Origin of the sequence: Ochrovirga pacifica (assembly GCF_000220525.1) — a bacterium.
GTDB lineage: Bacteria > Bacteroidota > Bacteroidia > Flavobacteriales > Flavobacteriaceae > Ochrovirga > Ochrovirga pacifica.
In genome coordinates, this window is sequence record NZ_AFPK01000065.1 from 1 (window position 1) to 17,901 (window position 17,901).

Sequence of the window (17,901 nt, forward strand, 5' to 3'; positions counted from 1 at the left end):
CCCCCGCTACCCCTCGACTTGCATGTGTTAGGCCTGCCGCTAGCGTTCATCCTGAGCCAGGATCAAACTCTTCATCGTTATGTTTTTATATTATATCGATGTCAAAAAATCTATGGCGATACCGAAAAAAATTCAGTACCCTCCATGCGATCTACTCTTTAATTCGCGCTGTCAATTTCAAATTTCTCAATGAACTTCGCTACCTTAGTAGCATTTGTTTTTCCCGCCTCAGCAGGGCTGCAAATGTAAGAATCTTTTTTCATTCCAAACAAACTTTTTTGAAAGTTTTTTTTTAGAAATTTTAAGCTCGAAATACTCGTTTTTAAAAAGCAGCTTCGCTACTCTTCTCCCTGACTATCCGTCACTTAAACTCTTACTCTTACAATGAACTTTTGCTCTCTCAGTAAGTATGCCTTACTGCGTTTGCGGGTGCAAAGATACACAAGAATCTTAATTAAACAAGCTATTTTTGTGAGTTTTTTTGATATATTTCTTAAAAACCTAAATAACAACAATATACAGAATAAAAAAAACTCCTCAGCAAAAGCTGTGGAGTTTTGGAAGTAGTTTGGAATACTTTTAAGATATCTTCTTAATATTCATGTAAAAGAGTATATCACTTAAAAACTCTGTAAAATCACTATTTTGCTCTGCTTTTCTTTTAGCTTTAGAAAACCATTGATCAATTTTTGTTCTATAGCTATTAATTATTAACTGTAAATCTTTTGTTTTTAAAGGCTTTGAGATTCCATCCACTATGCATTCCTCTAGTTTTGCCTCGATTGTATTGTCTATCATCAATTCTATATCTTGAAAAGTATAGCTTTCCGTAGCCTTTGCTATATTGGTATAGTCGATGCTTATTGTTGGTATTTCAGCTAATTTTTCTTTTAAATAAACTTCCCTATACTCTTGATCTGGTGGTGGAATTAATATTTTCTCTTGAATTCTTCCATTTTCAAACATTTTTTTATCTATTTTCCAAGGTGTGTCAGAACTTAAAATAAAAAAAACACCATCCTCTAAACTATTTAATTTATCTATATAGTTAATTAATGCTATGGTGAAAGCTTTTTTTAAAGCTTTGGTTGGACATGAATCAATTAAATTTTCTATAAAAACGACACAAGGTGTTTGATTTTTAATGTGATTGAAAAATTCTTCAAGCTTTAATCGCCCCTCTTTTAACCAATCTTTTAAAACCTTTTCGGTATTTAATTCTATAAACCTTGCATTGACTTCATCTGCAATGGCTTTTGCAAATGTTTTTTTTCCGCAAAAAGAAGGACCATATAATAAAATCCCTTTCCCTAAAGAAGAGCTGTTTGTGTAAGAATCCGTTAGTGGAATAATAACCCTAGCCTCTATTTCTTTTTTCACAAATTTCATTCCCTTAATGCGATCTAAACCTATCAGTTTGTCTACGTAAGTTTTTTTAGATTCTCCATCTAGATTGATGTTTTCTAATTTTAGTAAAATCTCTAAATCTCTTTCAAAACGAACTCTTTTTACTTTTAGTATTTCTTTGTACACTAAATAAAATTCTTCTACTTCTTTAGATTTTAGCAAACTGCTAGCGTATAGCGACAATACAGATGCATTTTCTTGCTTATCTTTTATTAATTGCTCTAAAATAACATTACAAACATTATATTTTTTTAGTTGATAATAAATAGTTGCCAATCCTAATTTAGCTTTGAATTTTACTTGGTTTACTGACAATAAAGACTTGTACTCTTTCTCAGCTTCTTCTAATAAATTCAAGCTACTTAATTTTTTTGCAAACGATAACCTTAATAAATGATTGTTAGGAGAAAGGTTTACAAACCTTCTCAGACTATGAAGTGTGTAGTTCATGGGGTACATGGGGTATTATGGGTGAAACAGTTTTTTAGAGACGGGGAATCTCCAAAAAACTAGACGACAATAATTATCATCTGTTAGTAAATATAGAATTTTTTTTTATTCTTTCATAACATTTCCAATGTTTTTAATCATTTCTATTTAAACTAACATTTTTGTTATACTTTTTTCTTAATTGTTATTTATTCTATACCTTTCTTTTTATTGATTGTTTTCACAAGCTATTCGGTATTTATTATACCAAACAATTTATATATTTACTTCTTACATAAACCACACAAAAACAAGTAAATGTTGACAAAAAAAGTAAAAGCACGATTGTTTCCCAAAGATTTTTTGTGGGGTACTACCATATCATCTTATCAAAATGAAGGAGCACATGCTACTGATGGTAAAAAAGCCTCTATTTGGGATACCTTTACCAACCATCCAAATTTTGATAAGGGAAATGGAAACGAAGGAAACGATTTTTACAACAATTACAAAGAAGACATTGAAAAAGTAAAAGAACTAAACCTTGATGTTTTTCGTTTTTCTTTGTCTTGGTCAAGAATTTTACCTGATGGAACAGGAGAAATAAATCCTAAAGGATTGGAATTCTATCACAATGTTATTGATTATTGCTTAGCACTAGATATACAACCTTGGATTACACTATATCACTGGGATTTACCACAGTCATTAGAAGATCAAGGTGGATGGACCAATAGAAAAATATTAGATTGGTTTGCTACTTATGTAGAAATTTGCACAAAAGCTTTTGGAAATAAAGTAAAAAACTGGATTGTTCTTAACGAACCGATGACCTTTGTAGGTTTAGGCTATTTTATGGGAATGCATGCTCCTGGCAAAAAAGGGGCAAACAATTTTTTAGCCGCAGCACATCACGCAACAGTATGCCAAGGAATTGGTGGTAGAATTGTACGAAAAAATGTTCCAAAGGCTTATATAGGTACTACTTTTTCTTGTTCCTACGTAACACCATCCAGTAGGTTAAGCAAACACAAAAAGGCTGCCAATAGAATTGATGCACTTTTAAATCGTTTTTTTATTGAGCCTATTTTAGGAATGGGATATCCAAAAGACACCCTTGTTGGACTAAATGCCATCGAAGTTTTTGTAAAAGAAAACGACAAAGAACTCATGCAATTTGATTTTGATTTTATTGGAATTCAATATTATTTTAGAATTGTTGCCAAATTCAGTTTGTTACCTCCCATCCTATTTGCCACAGAAGTACCTGCTATTGAAAGGGAAGTAAACATCAACAATATGGGGATGGAAATTTACCCAAGAGGTTTGTACAAAATGATTGAAAAATTTTCGGCTTACCCTAAGGTTAAAGATCTTATTATTTCTGAATCTGGAGTTTGTTTTGACGATCCAATTATAAATGGAAAAATTAAGGACAAACAAAGAATAAAATACTTTAAAAATACTTTTGCTTATACACTAAAAGCTATTGAAGAAGGTAAAAAAGTAAAAGGATATTTTATATGGACCTTGGTAGATAATTTTGAATGGGCAGAAGGAATTAAAACTAGGTTTGGTTTGTATCATAATAACTTTTCTAACCACAAAAGAACAGCAAAAAAATCGGCTATTTGGTTAAAAAAATTCTTAAAAACAAAAAATAAAACTTCTCAAGAAACATTAAAAGTAATTTCTAAAAAAGAAGCTGTATTAGAAAATTACAATTGATTAATTGGATTGAGCATCGTGTTCGTTTCTTAATCTGGTAATACTTGCATTCAGTTCAAACCCTAATAAAAGAATAATAGCATTTAACCAGATAAATAGCATCAATACCAATAAGGTTCCAATGGACCCGTACAATTCGTTGTATTTGGAAAATTTAACAACATAAATTCCAAATCCATAGAAAGTAAGCAAAGACAGCACGGTTGTTAGTATAGAACCTGCTGAAAAAAAGCGAGTTTTTCTTCCTTCTTTTGTTCCAAAATAATACAACATAGAAACGGTGCAAAAAATTAGGAACATAAAAAGTAGATATCTTAAATTTCCTAACCAAAGCATATCATCAGAAATCCAATCTTTTTGAATTAAAAATTCCAATCCAAATTCAAAAAAAATGGTAGCTGCTACCGTTACAATCAACATAAAAGACATGGTAAGAGAAGTTCCCAAAGAGATTAAATATTGTTTAATTACACTTCTTATTTCTCTTACATGCACGGAATGCTCAAAGGCAGCAAACACTGCATTTACTCCGTTGGTCATTAAAAAAATAGATACTAAAAAACCAAAAGAAAGCAATCCCCCGTATTTATTGTTGGCAATATCGGCCAATACGGTACCTACTGCAGTAAATGTTTTAGGTGGTAATAGTTCTGAAATTAATGCTAAAAAATTTTCTTGAAAACCATCAATAGGTATGTACGGAATTAAGGTTAGCATAAATAGCATAAAGGGGAACAAAGCCATAAAAAAACTATAAGAGATTCCTCCTGCCCTAGAAGTCAAAGCTCCTTTTACAATTCCTATGGAATACATTTCTAGCAAATCGTACAGGCTCATTCCTAGCAAACCTGGTACAGGAATTTTTTTCCCAAACAAAACTACTTTATTTAGTAGGGGAACTTTTTTTAATTCTTCTTCTACAGAATCGTCTTTTTCTATTTCCTTGGTTTCTACCTCTAGCACTTCTTTATTCTATTGCTTTTAAACTTAAATCTAAATTGGCTACTGAATGTGTTAACGCACCTGACGATATATATTGTACACCACATTCTGCGTATTTTCTTAAGGTGTCTTCATTAATTCCTCCTGAAGATTCTGTACCTGCTTTATCTCCTATTAATGCAACGGCTTTTTTGGTGTCTTCGTAATTAAAATTATCTATTAAAATTCTATGAATTCCATCAAACTGAATAATCTCTTTTATTTCTTGTAGGTTTCTAGCTTCTACAATAATTTTTAAATCTTTTTGATTTGCTTTAAGATAGTCTTTTGTTTGTTGAATAGCTTTTGCCACTCCGCCCGCAAAATCTATATGATTATCTTTTAGCATAATCATATCGTACAAAGCAAATCGATGATTTTCTCCTCCTCCTATTTTTACTGCCCATTTTTCTAAAGCTCTAATTCCTGGAGTTGTTTTTCGGGTGTCAAGTATTTTAGTTGAAGTCCCTTTTAATAAACTAACGTAAAAAGCAGTTTTGGTAGCTATAGCACTCATACGTTGCATGGCATTTAAGACCAATCTTTCTGCCTTTAGAATAGACAAAGAACTTCCAGAAACATATAGAACCACATCTCCGTAACTTACTTTTTCTCCATCTTTTTTTACAATTTCTACTTGCAGATTGGCATCGACATAAGCAAATACCTGTACAGCAAAATCTACTCCAGCAATAATTCCTTGATCTTTTACCAACAATTTTGCTTTACCATTAGCGGTATTTGGTATACAAGCCAAAGAAGAGTGATCTCCATCCCCTACATCCTCTCTAATGGCATTGGCTATAATCAATTGGATTTCTTTATCGAACTGCTTTTGATCAATCATCTCTTAGATTTTTAGAACAAATATAAACTTAAACAAGTAAAATCTATAAGATATATGCGGTTAAATCCTACTTTAGAATTGCGAAAAAACAGGTTGACTAAAAACTTCTATCAGTCTTTATCCACCTTTTTGCACCTAATTTTAATAAAAATTAGCTCCTCGCATATGAACACACAAGAAATAGCAAACCGATTGGTAGATTTATGTCGTAAAGGCCAGAACGCTTTGGCACAAGTAGAATTGTACGATGATGATATTGTGAGTATAGAATCTCACTTATCTCGTTATCGTAAAACAAAAGGAATCAGCAAAGTACAAAGAAAAACAGCCATGTTTTTTGAGCGAGCAGAAACCATACATAAATACGAAATAACCGATCCTTTGGTTGTAGACAATCATATTTGTTTTAAAATGATTGTAGATGTAGATATTCGTGGTTTGGGTAGGGTTTATTTAGAAGAATTATGTGTGTATCATCTAAAAGATGGCAAAATTGTAAAAGAAGAATTTTTCTACAACACTTCTGGAATGAACCAAGAGTAAAACAATTGTATCTTTGTGGTAAACACAAGATAAAACTTTATGAAAATCTTACTGTTAGCCGTTGGTAAAACAGACGACTCTAATTTAAATCAATTGATTCAAACCTATCAAAACAGGCTTCAACATTACATTAAATTTGATTTCGAAATTATTCCAGATTTAAAAAATGTGAAAAACCTTTCGGAAAATCAACAAAAAGAAAAAGAAGGCTTGATGATTTTAAAGAAATTGACAGCTACAGATCAATTGATTTTGTTAGACGAAAAAGGGAAAGATTTTACTTCCATGCGTTTTGCAGACTATTTGCAAAAAAAAATGAACGCAGGTATAAAACAACTGGTTTTTGTGATTGGAGGTCCTTATGGTTTTTCTGAAGCCGTGTATCAAAAAGCACAGGGAAAAATATCACTATCAAAAATGACCTTCTCCCATCAAATGATTCGTCTTTTTATGGTAGAGCAATTGTACAGAGGCTTTACTATTCTAAAAAACGAACCTTATCATCACGAATAATTACTTAGTTTTATCATCCAAATACCACTATTTATGAAAATTGTTTTTGCTACCCATAACCCCAACAAGTTAAAGGAAGTTGCTGCAATGTTACCTCATTTTGATTTGGTTTCGTTAACGGATATAAATTGTCATGAAGAAATTCCTGAAACAGCAACCACTCTAGAAGGAAACGCTATTATAAAAGCCGATTATGTTACAAAAACTTATGGCTTGCCTTGTTTTGCAGACGATACAGGTTTACTGGTTGATGCACTAAATGGCGAACCTGGTGTATATTCTGCCAGATACGCTGGGGAACACGGAAATGCTGAAAAAAACATGAACTTACTTTTAGCCAACTTGGCAGAACAAAAAAACAGACAAGCACACTTTAAAACGGTTATTTGTTTAAATATAAACGGAGAACAACATTTGTTTGATGGAATTTGTAAAGGAAAAATTACAGCCCAAAAGAATGGGAATAAAGGATTTGGTTACGACCCCATCTTTCAACCCGAAGGATATAAAAAAACATTTGCAGAAATGAGTTTGGAAGAAAAAGGAGCAATTAGTCACAGAGCTTTGGCTATTCAAAAACTAATTTCATTTTTACAAAAAATCTAAAGTGAACTTAACCAATAAATCATACAGATCCCAACTTATTGCGTTTACTGTACTTTTTTGCATTTGTGTTTTGCTAAATTTATCTGTGGGTAGTTTGTCCATTTCTTTGGCTGATTTTTGGAATATTATAAGTTCTAACGAACAAAACACCAACTTAAACTATATCCTTTTTAACTATAGAATGCCTAAAGCTATTGCCAGTATTCTAGCAGGTGTTGGACTTGGAATTAGCGGATTGCTAATGCAAACATACTTTAGAAACCCATTAGCAGGTCCTTTTGTTCTAGGAATTAGTTCAGGAGCAAGTTTGGGAGTAGCAGTTTTAATTATGGGAAGTAGCCTATTAGGTTTTTCTACTTTTATTTTTAATTACTCACTTCCGCTAGCAGCCAGTATTGGAGCTTTGTTTGTGCTAACTACCGTTATGATTGCCTCTAGAAACTTAAAGAACACCTTATCTATACTTATTATTGGCTTGATGTTTGGCAGCTTTACCTCTGCTATTATAAGCGTATTGTCTTATTTTTCTTCTGCCAACGAACTACAACAATACATTTTTTGGAGTTTAGGTAGTTTAGGTAACTTGCAGTGGAAAGAAATTTACTTATTACTTGCTTTAGAAACCATTTGTCTATTGTTTTTAATCAAAATTGCCAAGCCTTTAGATGCACTTCTCTTGGGTGAAAATTATGCTAAAAGTATGGGAGTAAATTTAAAGAAAACACAAACTTCAATTTTTATTATAACTAGTGTACTAACAGGTTGTATTACAGCATTTATGGGCCCTATTGCATTTGTAGGTCTTGCCATTCCGCACTTAACAAAGTTAATTTTTAAGAACGCCAATCACCTTGTTTTAATGCCTGCAGTAGGGCTTATAGGTGCCATCGTGTTACTACTTTGCGATACGGTGTCTCACATACCTATCAATCACAAACACTTACCTATAAATGCTACCACTTCTCTTTTGGGAGCTCCTGTTGTTATTTGGCTTTTGGTTTCTAAATCCAGACAATTTTTATGAAAAAACAGATTTTAACCACTCAAAATTTAGCCATAGGCTACCAAACCTCTAAACAGAAAACAACACTATGTAAAGCCATAGATTTACAGATTTTTAGTGGTGAAGTTTTGTGTTTACTGGGTAGAAACGGGGCAGGAAAATCTACACTTCTAAAAACATTAGCCAAACTACTTCTACCTTTATCAGGCTCTTTATTTGTAGAACAAACTTCTTTTTCAGAATTATCTAACATCCATTTTGCCAAAAAAATTTCGGTTGTATTAACTGATCGTTTGCCTGAAAATAGCCTAACAGTGTATCAAACCATAGCACTGGGCAGACAGCCCTACACCAATTGGGCTGGAAAATTAACTCCATTTGATGAAAAACAAATCAACAAAGCCATTCACCTTACCGATATAAAAAACATTCTTGATAAAAACACAAGTGAGTTAAGCGATGGACAATTGCAAAGAGTAATGATTGCCCGAGCCTTAGCACAAGACACTCCTATTATTTTGTTAGACGAACCCACCTCTCACCTAGACATACATCACAAACTAAATATTTTTAGAATTTTAAAAAACATTAGCCAAGAAACTCAGAAAACTATTTTGATTTCTACACACGAAATCAATTTAGCATTAAAATACGCAGATCGTTTGTTGTTAATGCATCAACAAACACTGCATCTTGGCACTATTAAAGATCAGCAAACACAACAAGTTTTGATGAACATCTTTAACTCAGACCTGATTCGTTTTGACGTAGCAACACATCAATTTATTTTTTAATAAAAAAGCTGTCCGTGTAACCGGACAGCTTTTTTAGTTTTTACTTTTTTTCTTTTATGCTTTATGCTTTGTTCTGAGTTTTGATCAAATTCAGAGCAGAACCCGCTTTGTACCATTCTATCTGTTGTGCATTGTAACTATGGTTCAACTGAATTGTATCTTTAGATCCATCCGCGTGCTTTATTTCTAAAGTCAGCGTTTTGTTTGGAGCAAATTTTTCTAAATCTGTAAAAGTAAATACATCATCTTCTTGGATTAAATCGTAATCTGCTTCGTTTGCAAATGTCAATCCTAACATTCCTTGTTTCTTTAGGTTAGTTTCGTGAATACGTGCAAAGGATTTTACAATAACAGCAGCTACTCCTAAATGACGTGGTTCCATTGCCGCATGTTCTCTAGAAGATCCTTCTCCATAATTGTGATCTCCTACAACGATAGAAGGAATGCCAGCTGCTTTGTATGCTCTTGCTGTATCGGGCACAGCACCATAAGCACCTGTTAGTTGATTTTTTACTTTGTCGGTTTCTTTATTATATGCATTTACGGCACCAATTAGACAGTTGTTAGAAATATTATCTAAGTGACCTCGATAACGCAACCAAGGACCTGCCATAGAAATATGATCTGTGGTACACTTTCCAAAAGCTTTGATTAATAACTTAGCCTCTTTGATTTCTGTTCCCAAAGGAGTAAAAGGCTCTAGAAGTTGCAATCGCTCTGAATCTGGACTCACAACCACCTCTACACTAGATCCATCTTCTTTTGGTGATTGATAACCTGCATCTTCTACATCAAAACCTTTAGGTGGCAATTCAAAACCAGTAGGCTCTTCAAACTTTACCTCTTCTCCATTTTTATTGATTAGTGTATCTTTTGTAGGATCAAAATCTAACCTACCAGAAATAGCAATAGCAGCCACCAGTTCTGGAGAAGTTACAAACGCATGAGTGTTTGGGTTACCATCGGCACGTTTCGCAAAGTTTCTGTTAAAAGAATGTACAATAGAATTTTTTGGTGCATTTTTAGGATCTGAATATCTAGCCCATTGTCCAATACAAGGTCCACAAGCGTTGGTAAAAATTCTAGCTCCTAATTCCTCAAAAATTCCAAGCAATCCATCTCTATCTGCTGTATATCGTACTTGTTCTGAACCAGGATTGATTCCAAAATCTGCTTTTACAGCTATTTTTTTATCTACCGCTTGTTGTGCTATGGATGCTGCTCTAGACAAATCTTCGTATGATGAATTGGTACAAGATCCTATCAACCCCCATTCTACATCTAAAGGCCATCCATTTTCGGTTGCTTTGGCTGTCATATCTTTTCCTGCTTCGGTAGCTAAGTCCGGAGTAAAAGGTCCGTTTAGGTGAGGTTTTAATTCGCTTAAGTTAATTTCAATAACTTGGTCAAAATATTCTTCAGGATTGGCATATACCTCATCATCTCCTGTTAAATAACTAGCAACTTTGTTAGCTTCATCAGCAACTTCATCACGATCTGTGGCACGTAAATAACGTTCCATAGATGCATCGTAGCCAAAAGTAGAAGTTGTAGCTCCTATTTCTGCCCCCATATTACAAATGGTTCCTTTACCTGTACATGACATTGATTTGGCTCCTTCTCCAAAATATTCTACAATAGCCCCTGTACCTCCTTTTACGGTTAAAATACCTGCTACTTTTAAAATAACATCTTTAGGTGCTGTCCATCCAGATAATTTACCTGTTAATTTGACCCCTATCAACTTTGGAAATTTTAATTCCCAAGGCATTCCAGCCATAACATCTACTGCATCGGCACCTCCTACACCAACAGCGACCATACCCAAACCTCCTGCATTTACAGTATGAGAATCTGTTCCAATCATCATCCCACCAGGAAACGCATAATTTTCTAAGACTACTTGGTGTATAATTCCTGCTCCTGGTTTCCAAAAGCCTATACCGTATTTATTAGAAACTGATGATAAGAAATCAAAAACTTCTGCACTGGTTTTATTGGCAAATTCCAAATCCTTTTTTGCTCCATCTTTTGCTTGTATTAAATGATCACAGTGTACTGTGGTAGGCACAGCTACTTTTTTCTTACCCGCCTGCATAAACTGTAATAAAGCCATTTGGGCTGTAGCATCTTGACACGCGATTCTGTCTGGAGCAAAATCTACGTAATCTACCCCTCTTTTAAATGCTTTGTTTGCATCCCCGTCCCACAGGTGATTGTATAATATTTTTTCGGATAAGGTTAAAGGTTTTCCCACTACTTCTCTTGCAGCATCTACTCGTTTTACCATACGAGCATAAACCTCTTTGATCATTTCAATATCGAAAGCCATAGAATTGTTTTATAGATTAAAAATTTGTTTGTTCTTGTTCCACCAAGATACGAAAATCATTATTTTTTATAAAACGCATTTGCTACGATTATGAGCTCATTTCCTAACCACACAAAATATTGCATAAAAAAGCCCGAATCTTTACGATTCGGGCTTTTGAATTTTATCTAAAAAATGTAATTACTTTACCAATTGCTTTTGTGAAGGAGCAAATCTTGTCAATACAATTCCTTCAACAGCAGCTTCATATTCTTCTAATGTAGGAGTTCTCCCTAACACTGTTGATAAAACTACAACTGGAGTAGATGATAGTAAAGACTCTCCTTTTTTCTCATTAGAATCTTTTACTACACGACCTTGAAACAAACGTGTTGATGTAGCCATTACCGTATCTCCTGGTTCTGCTTTTTCTTGGTTACCCATACATAAGTTACATCCTGGACGTTCTAAATATAACATGTTTTCGTATTTGGTACGTGCAGCTGCTTTTGGAGCGTTGTCATCAAACTCAAAACCAGAATATTTTTGCAATACTTCCCAATCTCCTTCTGCTTTAAGCTCATCTACAATATTATAAGTAGGTGGTGCTACTACTAAAGGAGCTTGAAATTCTACTTTTCCTTGTTGTGCTTCGATATTTTTTAGCATTTGAGCCAGTATTTTCATATCTCCTTTATGCACCATACAAGACCCTACAAATCCTAAGTCTACTTTTTTGGTTCCACCGTAGTAAGACAACGGTCTAATTGTATCGTGGGTGTAACGCTTAGAAACATCATCATTATTTACATCTGGATCCGCAATCATTGGTTCTGCAATCTCATCCAAATCAATAACCACCTCTGCATAATACTTAGCGTTTGCATCTGGCTTTAATGTTGGATTGTTTCCTGATTGAATTTCGACAATACGATTGTTTGCTTTGTCAATCAATCCTTGCAACACTTGTTTGTCGTTATCCATTCCTTTATCAATCATGATCTGGATACGATCTTTTGCTATTTCTAAAGATTCTATTAAGGTCTCGTCTTCAGAGATACAGATTGAAGCTTTTGCTTTCATTTCTGCTGTCCAATCGGTAAATGTAAATGCCTGATCCGAAGTTAGTGTACCAATATGTACCTCGATTACTCTTCCTTGGAATACATTTTCTCCTCCAAACTGCTTTAACATTTGTTGCTGTGTTGCGTGCACCACATCACGGAAGTCCATGTAACCTTTCATGTTCCCTTTAAAAGTTACTTTTACAGAATCTGGAATTGGCATGGTTGCTTCTCCTGTAGCCAAGGCCAAAGCAACAGTTCCTGAATCGGCTCCGAAAGCTACTCCTTTAGACATACGTGTATGAGAATCTCCTCCAATAATAATATCCCAGTCACTTACAGTAATATCATTTAGCACTTTGTGAATTACATCTGTCATAGAGTGATAAGAGCCTTTTGGATCTCTTGCTGTAATCAAACCAAAGTCATTCATAAATTTCATCAACTTAGGAATGTTTGCTTTTGATTTATTATCCCATACAGAAGCGGTATGACATCCTGATTGGTATGCTCCATCAACGATAGGAGAAATTACTGTTGCTGCCATCATTTCTAACTCCTGCGAAGTCATTAATCCTGTAGTATCTTGAGAACCTACAATATTTACTTCTACTCTTACATCTGAACCAGCGTGCAATGTTTTTCCTGGAGTGGTACCTACAGCATTTTTGTTAAAGATTTTTTCAACCGCTGTTAGTCCTTGTCCTTCTACCGAAATTTCCTTTGAAGCAGCATATACTTTAGGAATTTCGATTCCTAATACTTTGGCTGCAAAGGTTTGTAATTTTTTACCAAAAACTACAGCGTAAGAACCTCCTGCTTTAATAAACTCCATTTTTTGAGGAGTTAACGCAGCGGAAATATCTTTTAATTCTTTAGTTCCGTTATAGAGCTTTTTTTCTTTTGTGTTGATGGTTAGTACTGTTCCTGTTTCAACAGAATATTCTTGTTTTAACACAGGCTCTCCATCTTTGTTTACAACAGTATTCCCTTCTGCATCTTTTTGTTTTACCCAGTTTTGCAAATCAATTCCAATTCCTCCTGTAACCCCAACAGTGGTTAAGAAAATTGGAGAAATTCCGTTAGTTCCTGCAATTACTGGAGCTATGTTGATAAAAGGCACATAAGGACTTGAAGGAAGTCCTGTCCACAACGCAACGTTGTTCACTCCAGACATTCTAGAAGATCCTACCCCCATTGTTCCTTTTTCTGCTACCAACATAACTCTTTTGTCTGGATGTTGTTCTTTTAAAGCAGTAAGTTCTTGTTGCATTTCTTTGTTATGCTCAAAAATACACTGTCCATGCAATTCTCTATCAGATCTTGAGTGAGCATCAGCACCTGGCGAAAGCAAATCTGTAGAAATATCTCCTACGCCTGCTATAAAGGTTACTACCTTAATTTCTTCTTCAACTTCAGGCAATTTGGTAAAGAATTCTGCATGTGCGTAGCTCTCAATCAATTCTTTAGCTACTGGGTTTCCTGCTTTGTAAGCTTGTTCCAATCTATCGGTATCTGCTTCGTACAAGAACACTTGAGTTTTTAGAACCTCTGCAGCTTGTTTAGCAATTGCAGCATCTTGTCCTAATGCCAAATCTAACAATACTTCAATAGAAGGACCTCCTTTCATATGAGATAACAACTCAAATGCAAAAGTTGGAGCAATCTCTTCTACCACAGATTCACCAAGAATAATTTCTTTTAAAAACTTCGCCTTTACACCCGCTGCACTTGTTGTACCCGGTAAAGTATTGTAAATAAAGAACTTTAATGAGTCTTTTCTGTGTTCGTTATCTACATCTTTAATTTGAGCAATAATCTCACTTAGCAAATCAGCACCATCAATTGGCTTTGGATGAAGACCTAAAGCTTTTCTTTCTTCGATCTCCTTGATGTAATCGTTATAAATGTTCATAAATTAATCTTTTCAGAATTGTTCGTTTTTGGTTCGGCAAGATACAAAATAAGCAAGCTACAATAAAAGCTGTAAACCCTTGTATTTACCTAAAAGAGATGATTTTTAACAAATTCTCTATTTTCTATATATTTTAACACAGCTTTGCCTATTTTACTTAAGACATACTCTAAATAAAAAGCTGCTAGAAAGTTATTTTTAGAAAAAAATAAAAAAAGTAGATCTATAAGCCGAGTTCTGTAACCCAAAACAAGTTTAGGTCTCTTATCATTTATCTAGAATTGCTGTTACCAACAACCTCTATCTGCCTACCCCTTGGAATTGAGCGAACTACTCTTACCTTATAAAAAGGACTCCAATATACATGACATTGCACCACATAGAGTTTACCTGGTTTCACTACAGCCGAACTGTACTTGCTTTCTGTTGCACTTGTCCTCTATCAAAATATTTTGATAGGACGGGTGTTACCCGCTATGCTGTTCTATGGTGCTCGGACTTTCCTCTCTAAACATTATTTAGAGCGATAAGACGATCTACTTTAATAATTCTATACACTATCCATACTTTATCTATAGAGTAACTATAGCTTATTTATGAACAATACTTTACTTTATTATTCAACTTTATCATAAGGCAAAAAAAACCCACCTAGTAAACCAGGTGGGAAAAATTGCTATGAAAAAGAAAAAGTGTGTTATAAATAACACACTTCAAAGATAGTTACTTTTTATGTTCTGGCAAACAAAAAAAATATTTTTTTTGTGTTTTTTTTCAGTTCTTATACTTTGTTAAGAAAACATATCCTTTACCTTATCAAAGAAAGACTTGTCTGACTTGGTTGGATTGGGTTTAAAGTTCTCATTATCAAGATTGTTTTTAAAGAACTTTGCTTGTTCTTTGTTCAACTCTTGAGGAGTCCAAATATTTACGTGTACCATCATATCTCCAGTTCCATATCCTTCTATGTTTGGTAATCCTTTTCCTTTTAATCGTAATATTTTTCCTGATTGTGTACCTTCCTCAATCTTAATTTTCACCTTTCCGTTTACGGTTTCTACCTCTTTGCTTACTCCTAGTACAGCTTCTGGAAAACTAATGTACAAATCGCTGTGTAAGTTGATTCCTTCTCTTTTTAGTGTTTCGTGAGGAACTTCTTCTATTAACACCAATAAATCTCCAGCAATTGCATTGTTCCCTGGAGCTTCATTTCCTTTTCCTGCAACTTTTAACTGTACTCCATCTGTTACTCCTGCCGGAATGTTAATGGTTACTGTTTCTTCTTCAGTAACCAACCCTTGTGCATCTGCACCGCTAGGTTTGTTTTTTAGAATTTCTCCTGCTCCTCCACAAGCATTACACGTAGTAGCAGTTTGCATTCTACCCAATATCGTATTGGTTACCTGCATTACTTGTCCCGAACCATTACATGTTGTACAAGTGGTGTAGCTTACTCCTTTGGCTTGTTTTTTTCTACGAACTTTTATTTTTTTATCAACACCGTTGGCAATTTCTTCTAAAGTTAGCTTTACACGAATACGCATGTTAGATCCTTTGACCATTCCTCTTCGTCTTCCTCCGCGTTGACCTCCTCCGCCAAAGCCACCAAAACCACCTCCAAAGATGTCTCCAAACTGGCTAAAAATATCGTCCATATCCATTCCGCCAAAACCGCTACCGCCACCTTGGCCTCCTTCAAAGGCACGGTGTCCGTATTGATCGTAGCGAGCACGTTTGTTTTCATCACTTAGCACCTCGTAGGCTTCTGCAGCGAGTTTAAATTTTTCTTCTGCTTCTGTATCTCCAGGATTTTTATCTGGGTGATACTTTACAGCCATTTTACGGTACGCCTTTTTTATCTCTGCAGCTGATGCTCCTTTAGAGATTCCTAATACCTCGTAAAAATCTTGTTTTGCCATTTTTTATTCAATTAGCAATTAAAAATTTACAATTGGCAGTTTCGTTGCTCAATTACAAATAGATAATTGTACATTGTTAATTTTAACTATTGTCCTATTACTACTTTTGGAAAACGAATAATAGTATCTCCTAATTTGTATCCTTTCTCTACCACATCAATAACTTTTCCTTTTAAATCTTCTGTGGGTGCTGGGATTTGAGTAATTGCTTCTTGGGTATCCGCATCAAAAGTATCTCCTTGCTTTACCTCTACTTGCGTTAGTCCTTTTTGCTCTAAGGTTTTTACCAATTTGTCTTGAATTAGTGCTACTCCTTTTACCAATTCTTGGTCTTCGCTTTTATTGATTTCTACCATCCCTCTGTCAAAATCATCTACAATCGGTAATAATGACACGATGATGTCTTTTCCTGCCGTTTTAAACAATTCTACACGTTCTTTAGAAGTACGTCTTTTATAGTTTTCAAACTCTGCAAACAATCGTAAATACTTGTCTTTTTCTGCTTGTATCAAATCTTCTACTGATGTTTCTTGTTTAGGTTCTTCCTTTGTATCGGCTTCTTTTTCTACGGTTTCTTCTGTAGAAGCATTGGTAGTAGATTCTACTTGCTCTGCAGCTACTTGATCTTCAACTGCCTTTTCTTCTTGTTGGATATCTTCTTTTTTACTCATGTTCGATATTTATCAGTATGTTTTGTTGTGCTTATTTTCAAAAGATTTGCCAATTGTTTAAAAATGTCAAAATGGCACTTTCTAAAAACTTTGCAAAAGTACAACTTTAGCTTCAGCTAAGAAAACATCTAATTTGAAGTTTTTAAAGAAGTCTTTTTTGTTTGTTTAGTGTAGTATTTTAAACAGTAATTCCTTTAGTATATCATGATGACTGATGTTTGATGCTCCTACTCCTTTGCTTTTTAAATCCGCTTCTCTTAAATATCCTATAACCTGAGAAACTTTTCGCATGGGATAATTTTTTCCTGCCAAAACATAATCATCTACAAAGTAAGGACTAACCCTTAAGACCCTGGCTACATTTCCTTTTGATTTATCACTTAAACCATGATACAATAGCAACTGAGTAAAATAGCTGTTGATTAACGAAATAGTCATTACCAACGGATTGCTCTTAGGGTTTTCTGCAAAATAGTTGATGATTTGATTGCATTTTAAAATGTCTTTTTTACCGATGGCTTTTCGTAGTTCAAACACATTATAGTCTTTGCTAATTCCTATATTTTCCTCTATATGTTTGGGAGTGATGCATGTTTCTGGCGACAAGACAGACATCAGCTTATTCAGTTCATTGCTTATTTTACTTAAATCTGTTCCCAAAAACTCTACCAACATATGCACAGCCTTAGGTTCTATTTGATATTTTTTCCCTTTTAAAACACCAAAAATCCAATCTCCTACCTGATTTTCATAAAGTTTTTTAGACTCAAACACGACTCCTTTTTTAGCCAATGTTTTGATAAGTTTCTTACGTTTGTCTAAAGTTTTGTATTTGTAACAAATTACCAACACTGTAGAATCTAAAGGATTTTCTACATAAGATGTTAAGTTTTCTATAGTTCTAGACAAATCCTGAGCTTCTTTTACCAACACCACTGTACGTTCAGCCATCATAGGAAAACGTTTGGCTTGTGCAATAATTTCATCAACCGAAGTATCTCTTCCATATACCACCGTTTGGTTAAAGCCTTTTTCCTCTTCTGTAAGTATTTTTTCTTCTATATATTCCGAAATTTTATCAATGTAGTAAGGCTCTTCTCCCATTAAAAAGTAGACCGGTTTTATATGTCCTTGATTGATGTCCCCTACTATCTGTTTTACTTCCGTCAT

14 protein-coding genes, 1 rRNA gene and 1 other RNA gene are annotated in these 17,901 nt (G+C 34.3%); 6 read left to right on the forward strand and 10 right to left on the reverse strand.

What is annotated here, in order from left to right:
• Together FS85_RS0111985 and FS85_RS0111995 are read right to left on the reverse strand one after the other, a co-directional pair.
• Positions 1 to 78 (reverse strand): 16S ribosomal RNA (locus FS85_RS0111985); the annotation flags it as partial.
• A gap of 501 nt (positions 79 to 579) precedes the next feature.
• Positions 580 to 1,764 carry an ATP-binding protein gene (locus FS85_RS0111995; protein ID WP_029489452.1) on the reverse strand — a complete coding sequence of 395 codons (1,185 nt, stop codon included), beginning with the start codon at positions 1,762 to 1,764 and terminating at the stop codon, positions 580 to 582.
• 390 nt (positions 1,765 to 2,154) lie between these two features.
• Here FS85_RS0111995 and FS85_RS0112005 point away from each other — a divergent pair, with 390 nt between their 5' ends.
• Positions 2,155 to 3,564: a GH1 family beta-glucosidase gene (locus FS85_RS0112005; RefSeq protein WP_010136564.1), complete on the forward strand. Its 1,410-nt coding sequence runs from the start codon at positions 2,155 to 2,157 to the stop codon at positions 3,562 to 3,564.
• Here FS85_RS0112005 and FS85_RS0112010 read toward each other — a convergent pair whose 3' ends face one another.
• The gene (locus tag FS85_RS0112010; RefSeq protein ID WP_010136565.1) at positions 3,565 to 4,527 is read right to left on the reverse strand and encodes a YihY/virulence factor BrkB family protein; all 963 of its coding nucleotides are present in this window, start codon (positions 4,525 to 4,527) and stop codon (positions 3,565 to 3,567) included.
• 4 nt (positions 4,528 to 4,531) lie between these two features.
• The gene (gene nadC / locus FS85_RS0112015) at positions 4,532 to 5,392 is read right to left on the reverse strand and encodes a carboxylating nicotinate-nucleotide diphosphorylase (RefSeq protein ID WP_010136567.1); all 861 of its coding nucleotides are present in this window, start codon (positions 5,390 to 5,392) and stop codon (positions 4,532 to 4,534) included.
• Positions 5,393 to 5,557: 165 nt separating this feature from the next.
• Here nadC and FS85_RS0112020 point away from each other — a divergent pair, with 165 nt between their 5' ends.
• Genes FS85_RS0112020 through FS85_RS0112040 form a run of 5 tightly spaced genes read left to right on the forward strand, consistent with a single transcriptional unit; the run spans position 5,558 to position 8,851 of the window.
• Entirely contained in the window at positions 5,558 to 5,935 is a 378-nt protein-coding gene (locus FS85_RS0112020; RefSeq protein WP_010136569.1) for a nuclear transport factor 2 family protein, read from the forward strand.
• A gap of 39 nt (positions 5,936 to 5,974) precedes the next feature.
• Positions 5,975 to 6,448, forward strand: coding sequence for a 23S rRNA (pseudouridine(1915)-N(3))-methyltransferase RlmH (gene rlmH, locus FS85_RS0112025; RefSeq protein ID WP_010136570.1), 474 nt, complete (start codon positions 5,975 to 5,977; stop codon positions 6,446 to 6,448).
• 33 nt (positions 6,449 to 6,481) lie between these two features.
• A complete protein-coding gene (locus tag FS85_RS0112030) occupies positions 6,482 to 7,054 on the forward strand; it encodes a non-canonical purine NTP diphosphatase (protein ID WP_010136571.1) in 573 nt (190 codons plus the stop codon).
• A gap of 1 nt (position 7,055) precedes the next feature.
• On the forward strand, positions 7,056 to 8,078 hold the full coding sequence (locus FS85_RS0112035) for an iron ABC transporter permease (RefSeq protein WP_029489454.1): 1,023 nt from the start codon (positions 7,056 to 7,058) through the stop codon (positions 8,076 to 8,078).
• Entirely contained in the window at positions 8,075 to 8,851 is a 777-nt protein-coding gene (locus FS85_RS0112040; protein ID WP_010136574.1) for an ABC transporter ATP-binding protein, read from the forward strand. The genes FS85_RS0112035 and FS85_RS0112040 overlap by 4 nt, the downstream gene beginning before the upstream one ends.
• A 61-nt stretch (positions 8,852 to 8,912) precedes the next feature.
• On the opposite strand, the gene FS85_RS0112045 is transcribed toward FS85_RS0112040, so the two are convergent.
• The 6 genes from FS85_RS0112045 to holA all read right to left on the reverse strand — a co-directional run bounded on the left by FS85_RS0112045 (position 8,913) and on the right by holA (position 17,901).
• Positions 8,913 to 11,183 (reverse strand): aconitate hydratase, encoded by a 2,271-nt coding sequence (locus tag FS85_RS0112045; RefSeq protein WP_010136575.1) that lies wholly within the window; start codon positions 11,181 to 11,183, stop codon positions 8,913 to 8,915.
• A gap of 180 nt (positions 11,184 to 11,363) precedes the next feature.
• Positions 11,364 to 14,141, reverse strand: coding sequence for a bifunctional aconitate hydratase 2/2-methylisocitrate dehydratase (locus FS85_RS0112050; RefSeq protein WP_010136576.1), 2,778 nt, complete (start codon positions 14,139 to 14,141; stop codon positions 11,364 to 11,366).
• Positions 14,142 to 14,351: 210 nt separating this feature from the next.
• Positions 14,352 to 14,684: RNase P RNA component class A (gene rnpB, locus FS85_RS16200), an RNA gene on the reverse strand.
• 248 nt (positions 14,685 to 14,932) lie between these two features.
• Complete coding sequence (gene dnaJ / locus FS85_RS0112055; RefSeq protein WP_010136577.1) at positions 14,933 to 16,060, reverse strand: molecular chaperone DnaJ; 1,128 nt, start codon at positions 16,058 to 16,060, stop codon at positions 14,933 to 14,935.
• A gap of 86 nt (positions 16,061 to 16,146) precedes the next feature.
• The gene (locus FS85_RS0112060) at positions 16,147 to 16,731 is read right to left on the reverse strand and encodes a nucleotide exchange factor GrpE (RefSeq protein ID WP_010136578.1); all 585 of its coding nucleotides are present in this window, start codon (positions 16,729 to 16,731) and stop codon (positions 16,147 to 16,149) included.
• A gap of 165 nt (positions 16,732 to 16,896) precedes the next feature.
• A complete protein-coding gene (holA, locus tag FS85_RS0112065) occupies positions 16,897 to 17,901 on the reverse strand; it encodes a DNA polymerase III subunit delta (RefSeq protein ID WP_010136580.1) in 1,005 nt (334 codons plus the stop codon).

Excerpts from the sequence above, each read along its gene's own strand:
- FS85_RS0112005 (WP_010136564.1), top strand. The coding sequence starts at position 2,155 with ATGTTGACAAAAAAAGTAAAAGCACGATTGTTTCCCAAAGATTTTTTG.
- nadC (WP_010136567.1), bottom strand. The coding sequence starts at position 5,392 with ATGATTGATCAAAAGCAGTTCGATAAAGAAATCCAATTGATTATAGCC.
- FS85_RS0112020 (WP_010136569.1), top strand. The coding sequence starts at position 5,558 with ATGAACACACAAGAAATAGCAAACCGATTGGTAGATTTATGTCGTAAA.
- rlmH (WP_010136570.1), top strand. The coding sequence starts at position 5,975 with ATGAAAATCTTACTGTTAGCCGTTGGTAAAACAGACGACTCTAATTTA.
- FS85_RS0112030 (WP_010136571.1), top strand. The coding sequence starts at position 6,482 with ATGAAAATTGTTTTTGCTACCCATAACCCCAACAAGTTAAAGGAAGTT.
- FS85_RS0112040 (WP_010136574.1), top strand. The coding sequence starts at position 8,075 with ATGAAAAAACAGATTTTAACCACTCAAAATTTAGCCATAGGCTACCAA.
- FS85_RS0112045 (WP_010136575.1), bottom strand. The coding sequence starts at position 11,183 with ATGGCTTTCGATATTGAAATGATCAAAGAGGTTTATGCTCGTATGGTA.
- FS85_RS0112050 (WP_010136576.1), bottom strand. The coding sequence starts at position 14,141 with ATGAACATTTATAACGATTACATCAAGGAGATCGAAGAAAGAAAAGCT.
- dnaJ (WP_010136577.1), bottom strand. The coding sequence starts at position 16,060 with ATGGCAAAACAAGATTTTTACGAGGTATTAGGAATCTCTAAAGGAGCA.
- FS85_RS0112060 (WP_010136578.1), bottom strand. The coding sequence starts at position 16,731 with ATGAGTAAAAAAGAAGATATCCAACAAGAAGAAAAGGCAGTTGAAGAT.
- holA (WP_010136580.1), bottom strand. The coding sequence starts at position 17,901 with ATGACGGAAGTAAAACAGATAGTAGGGGACATCAATCAAGGACATATA.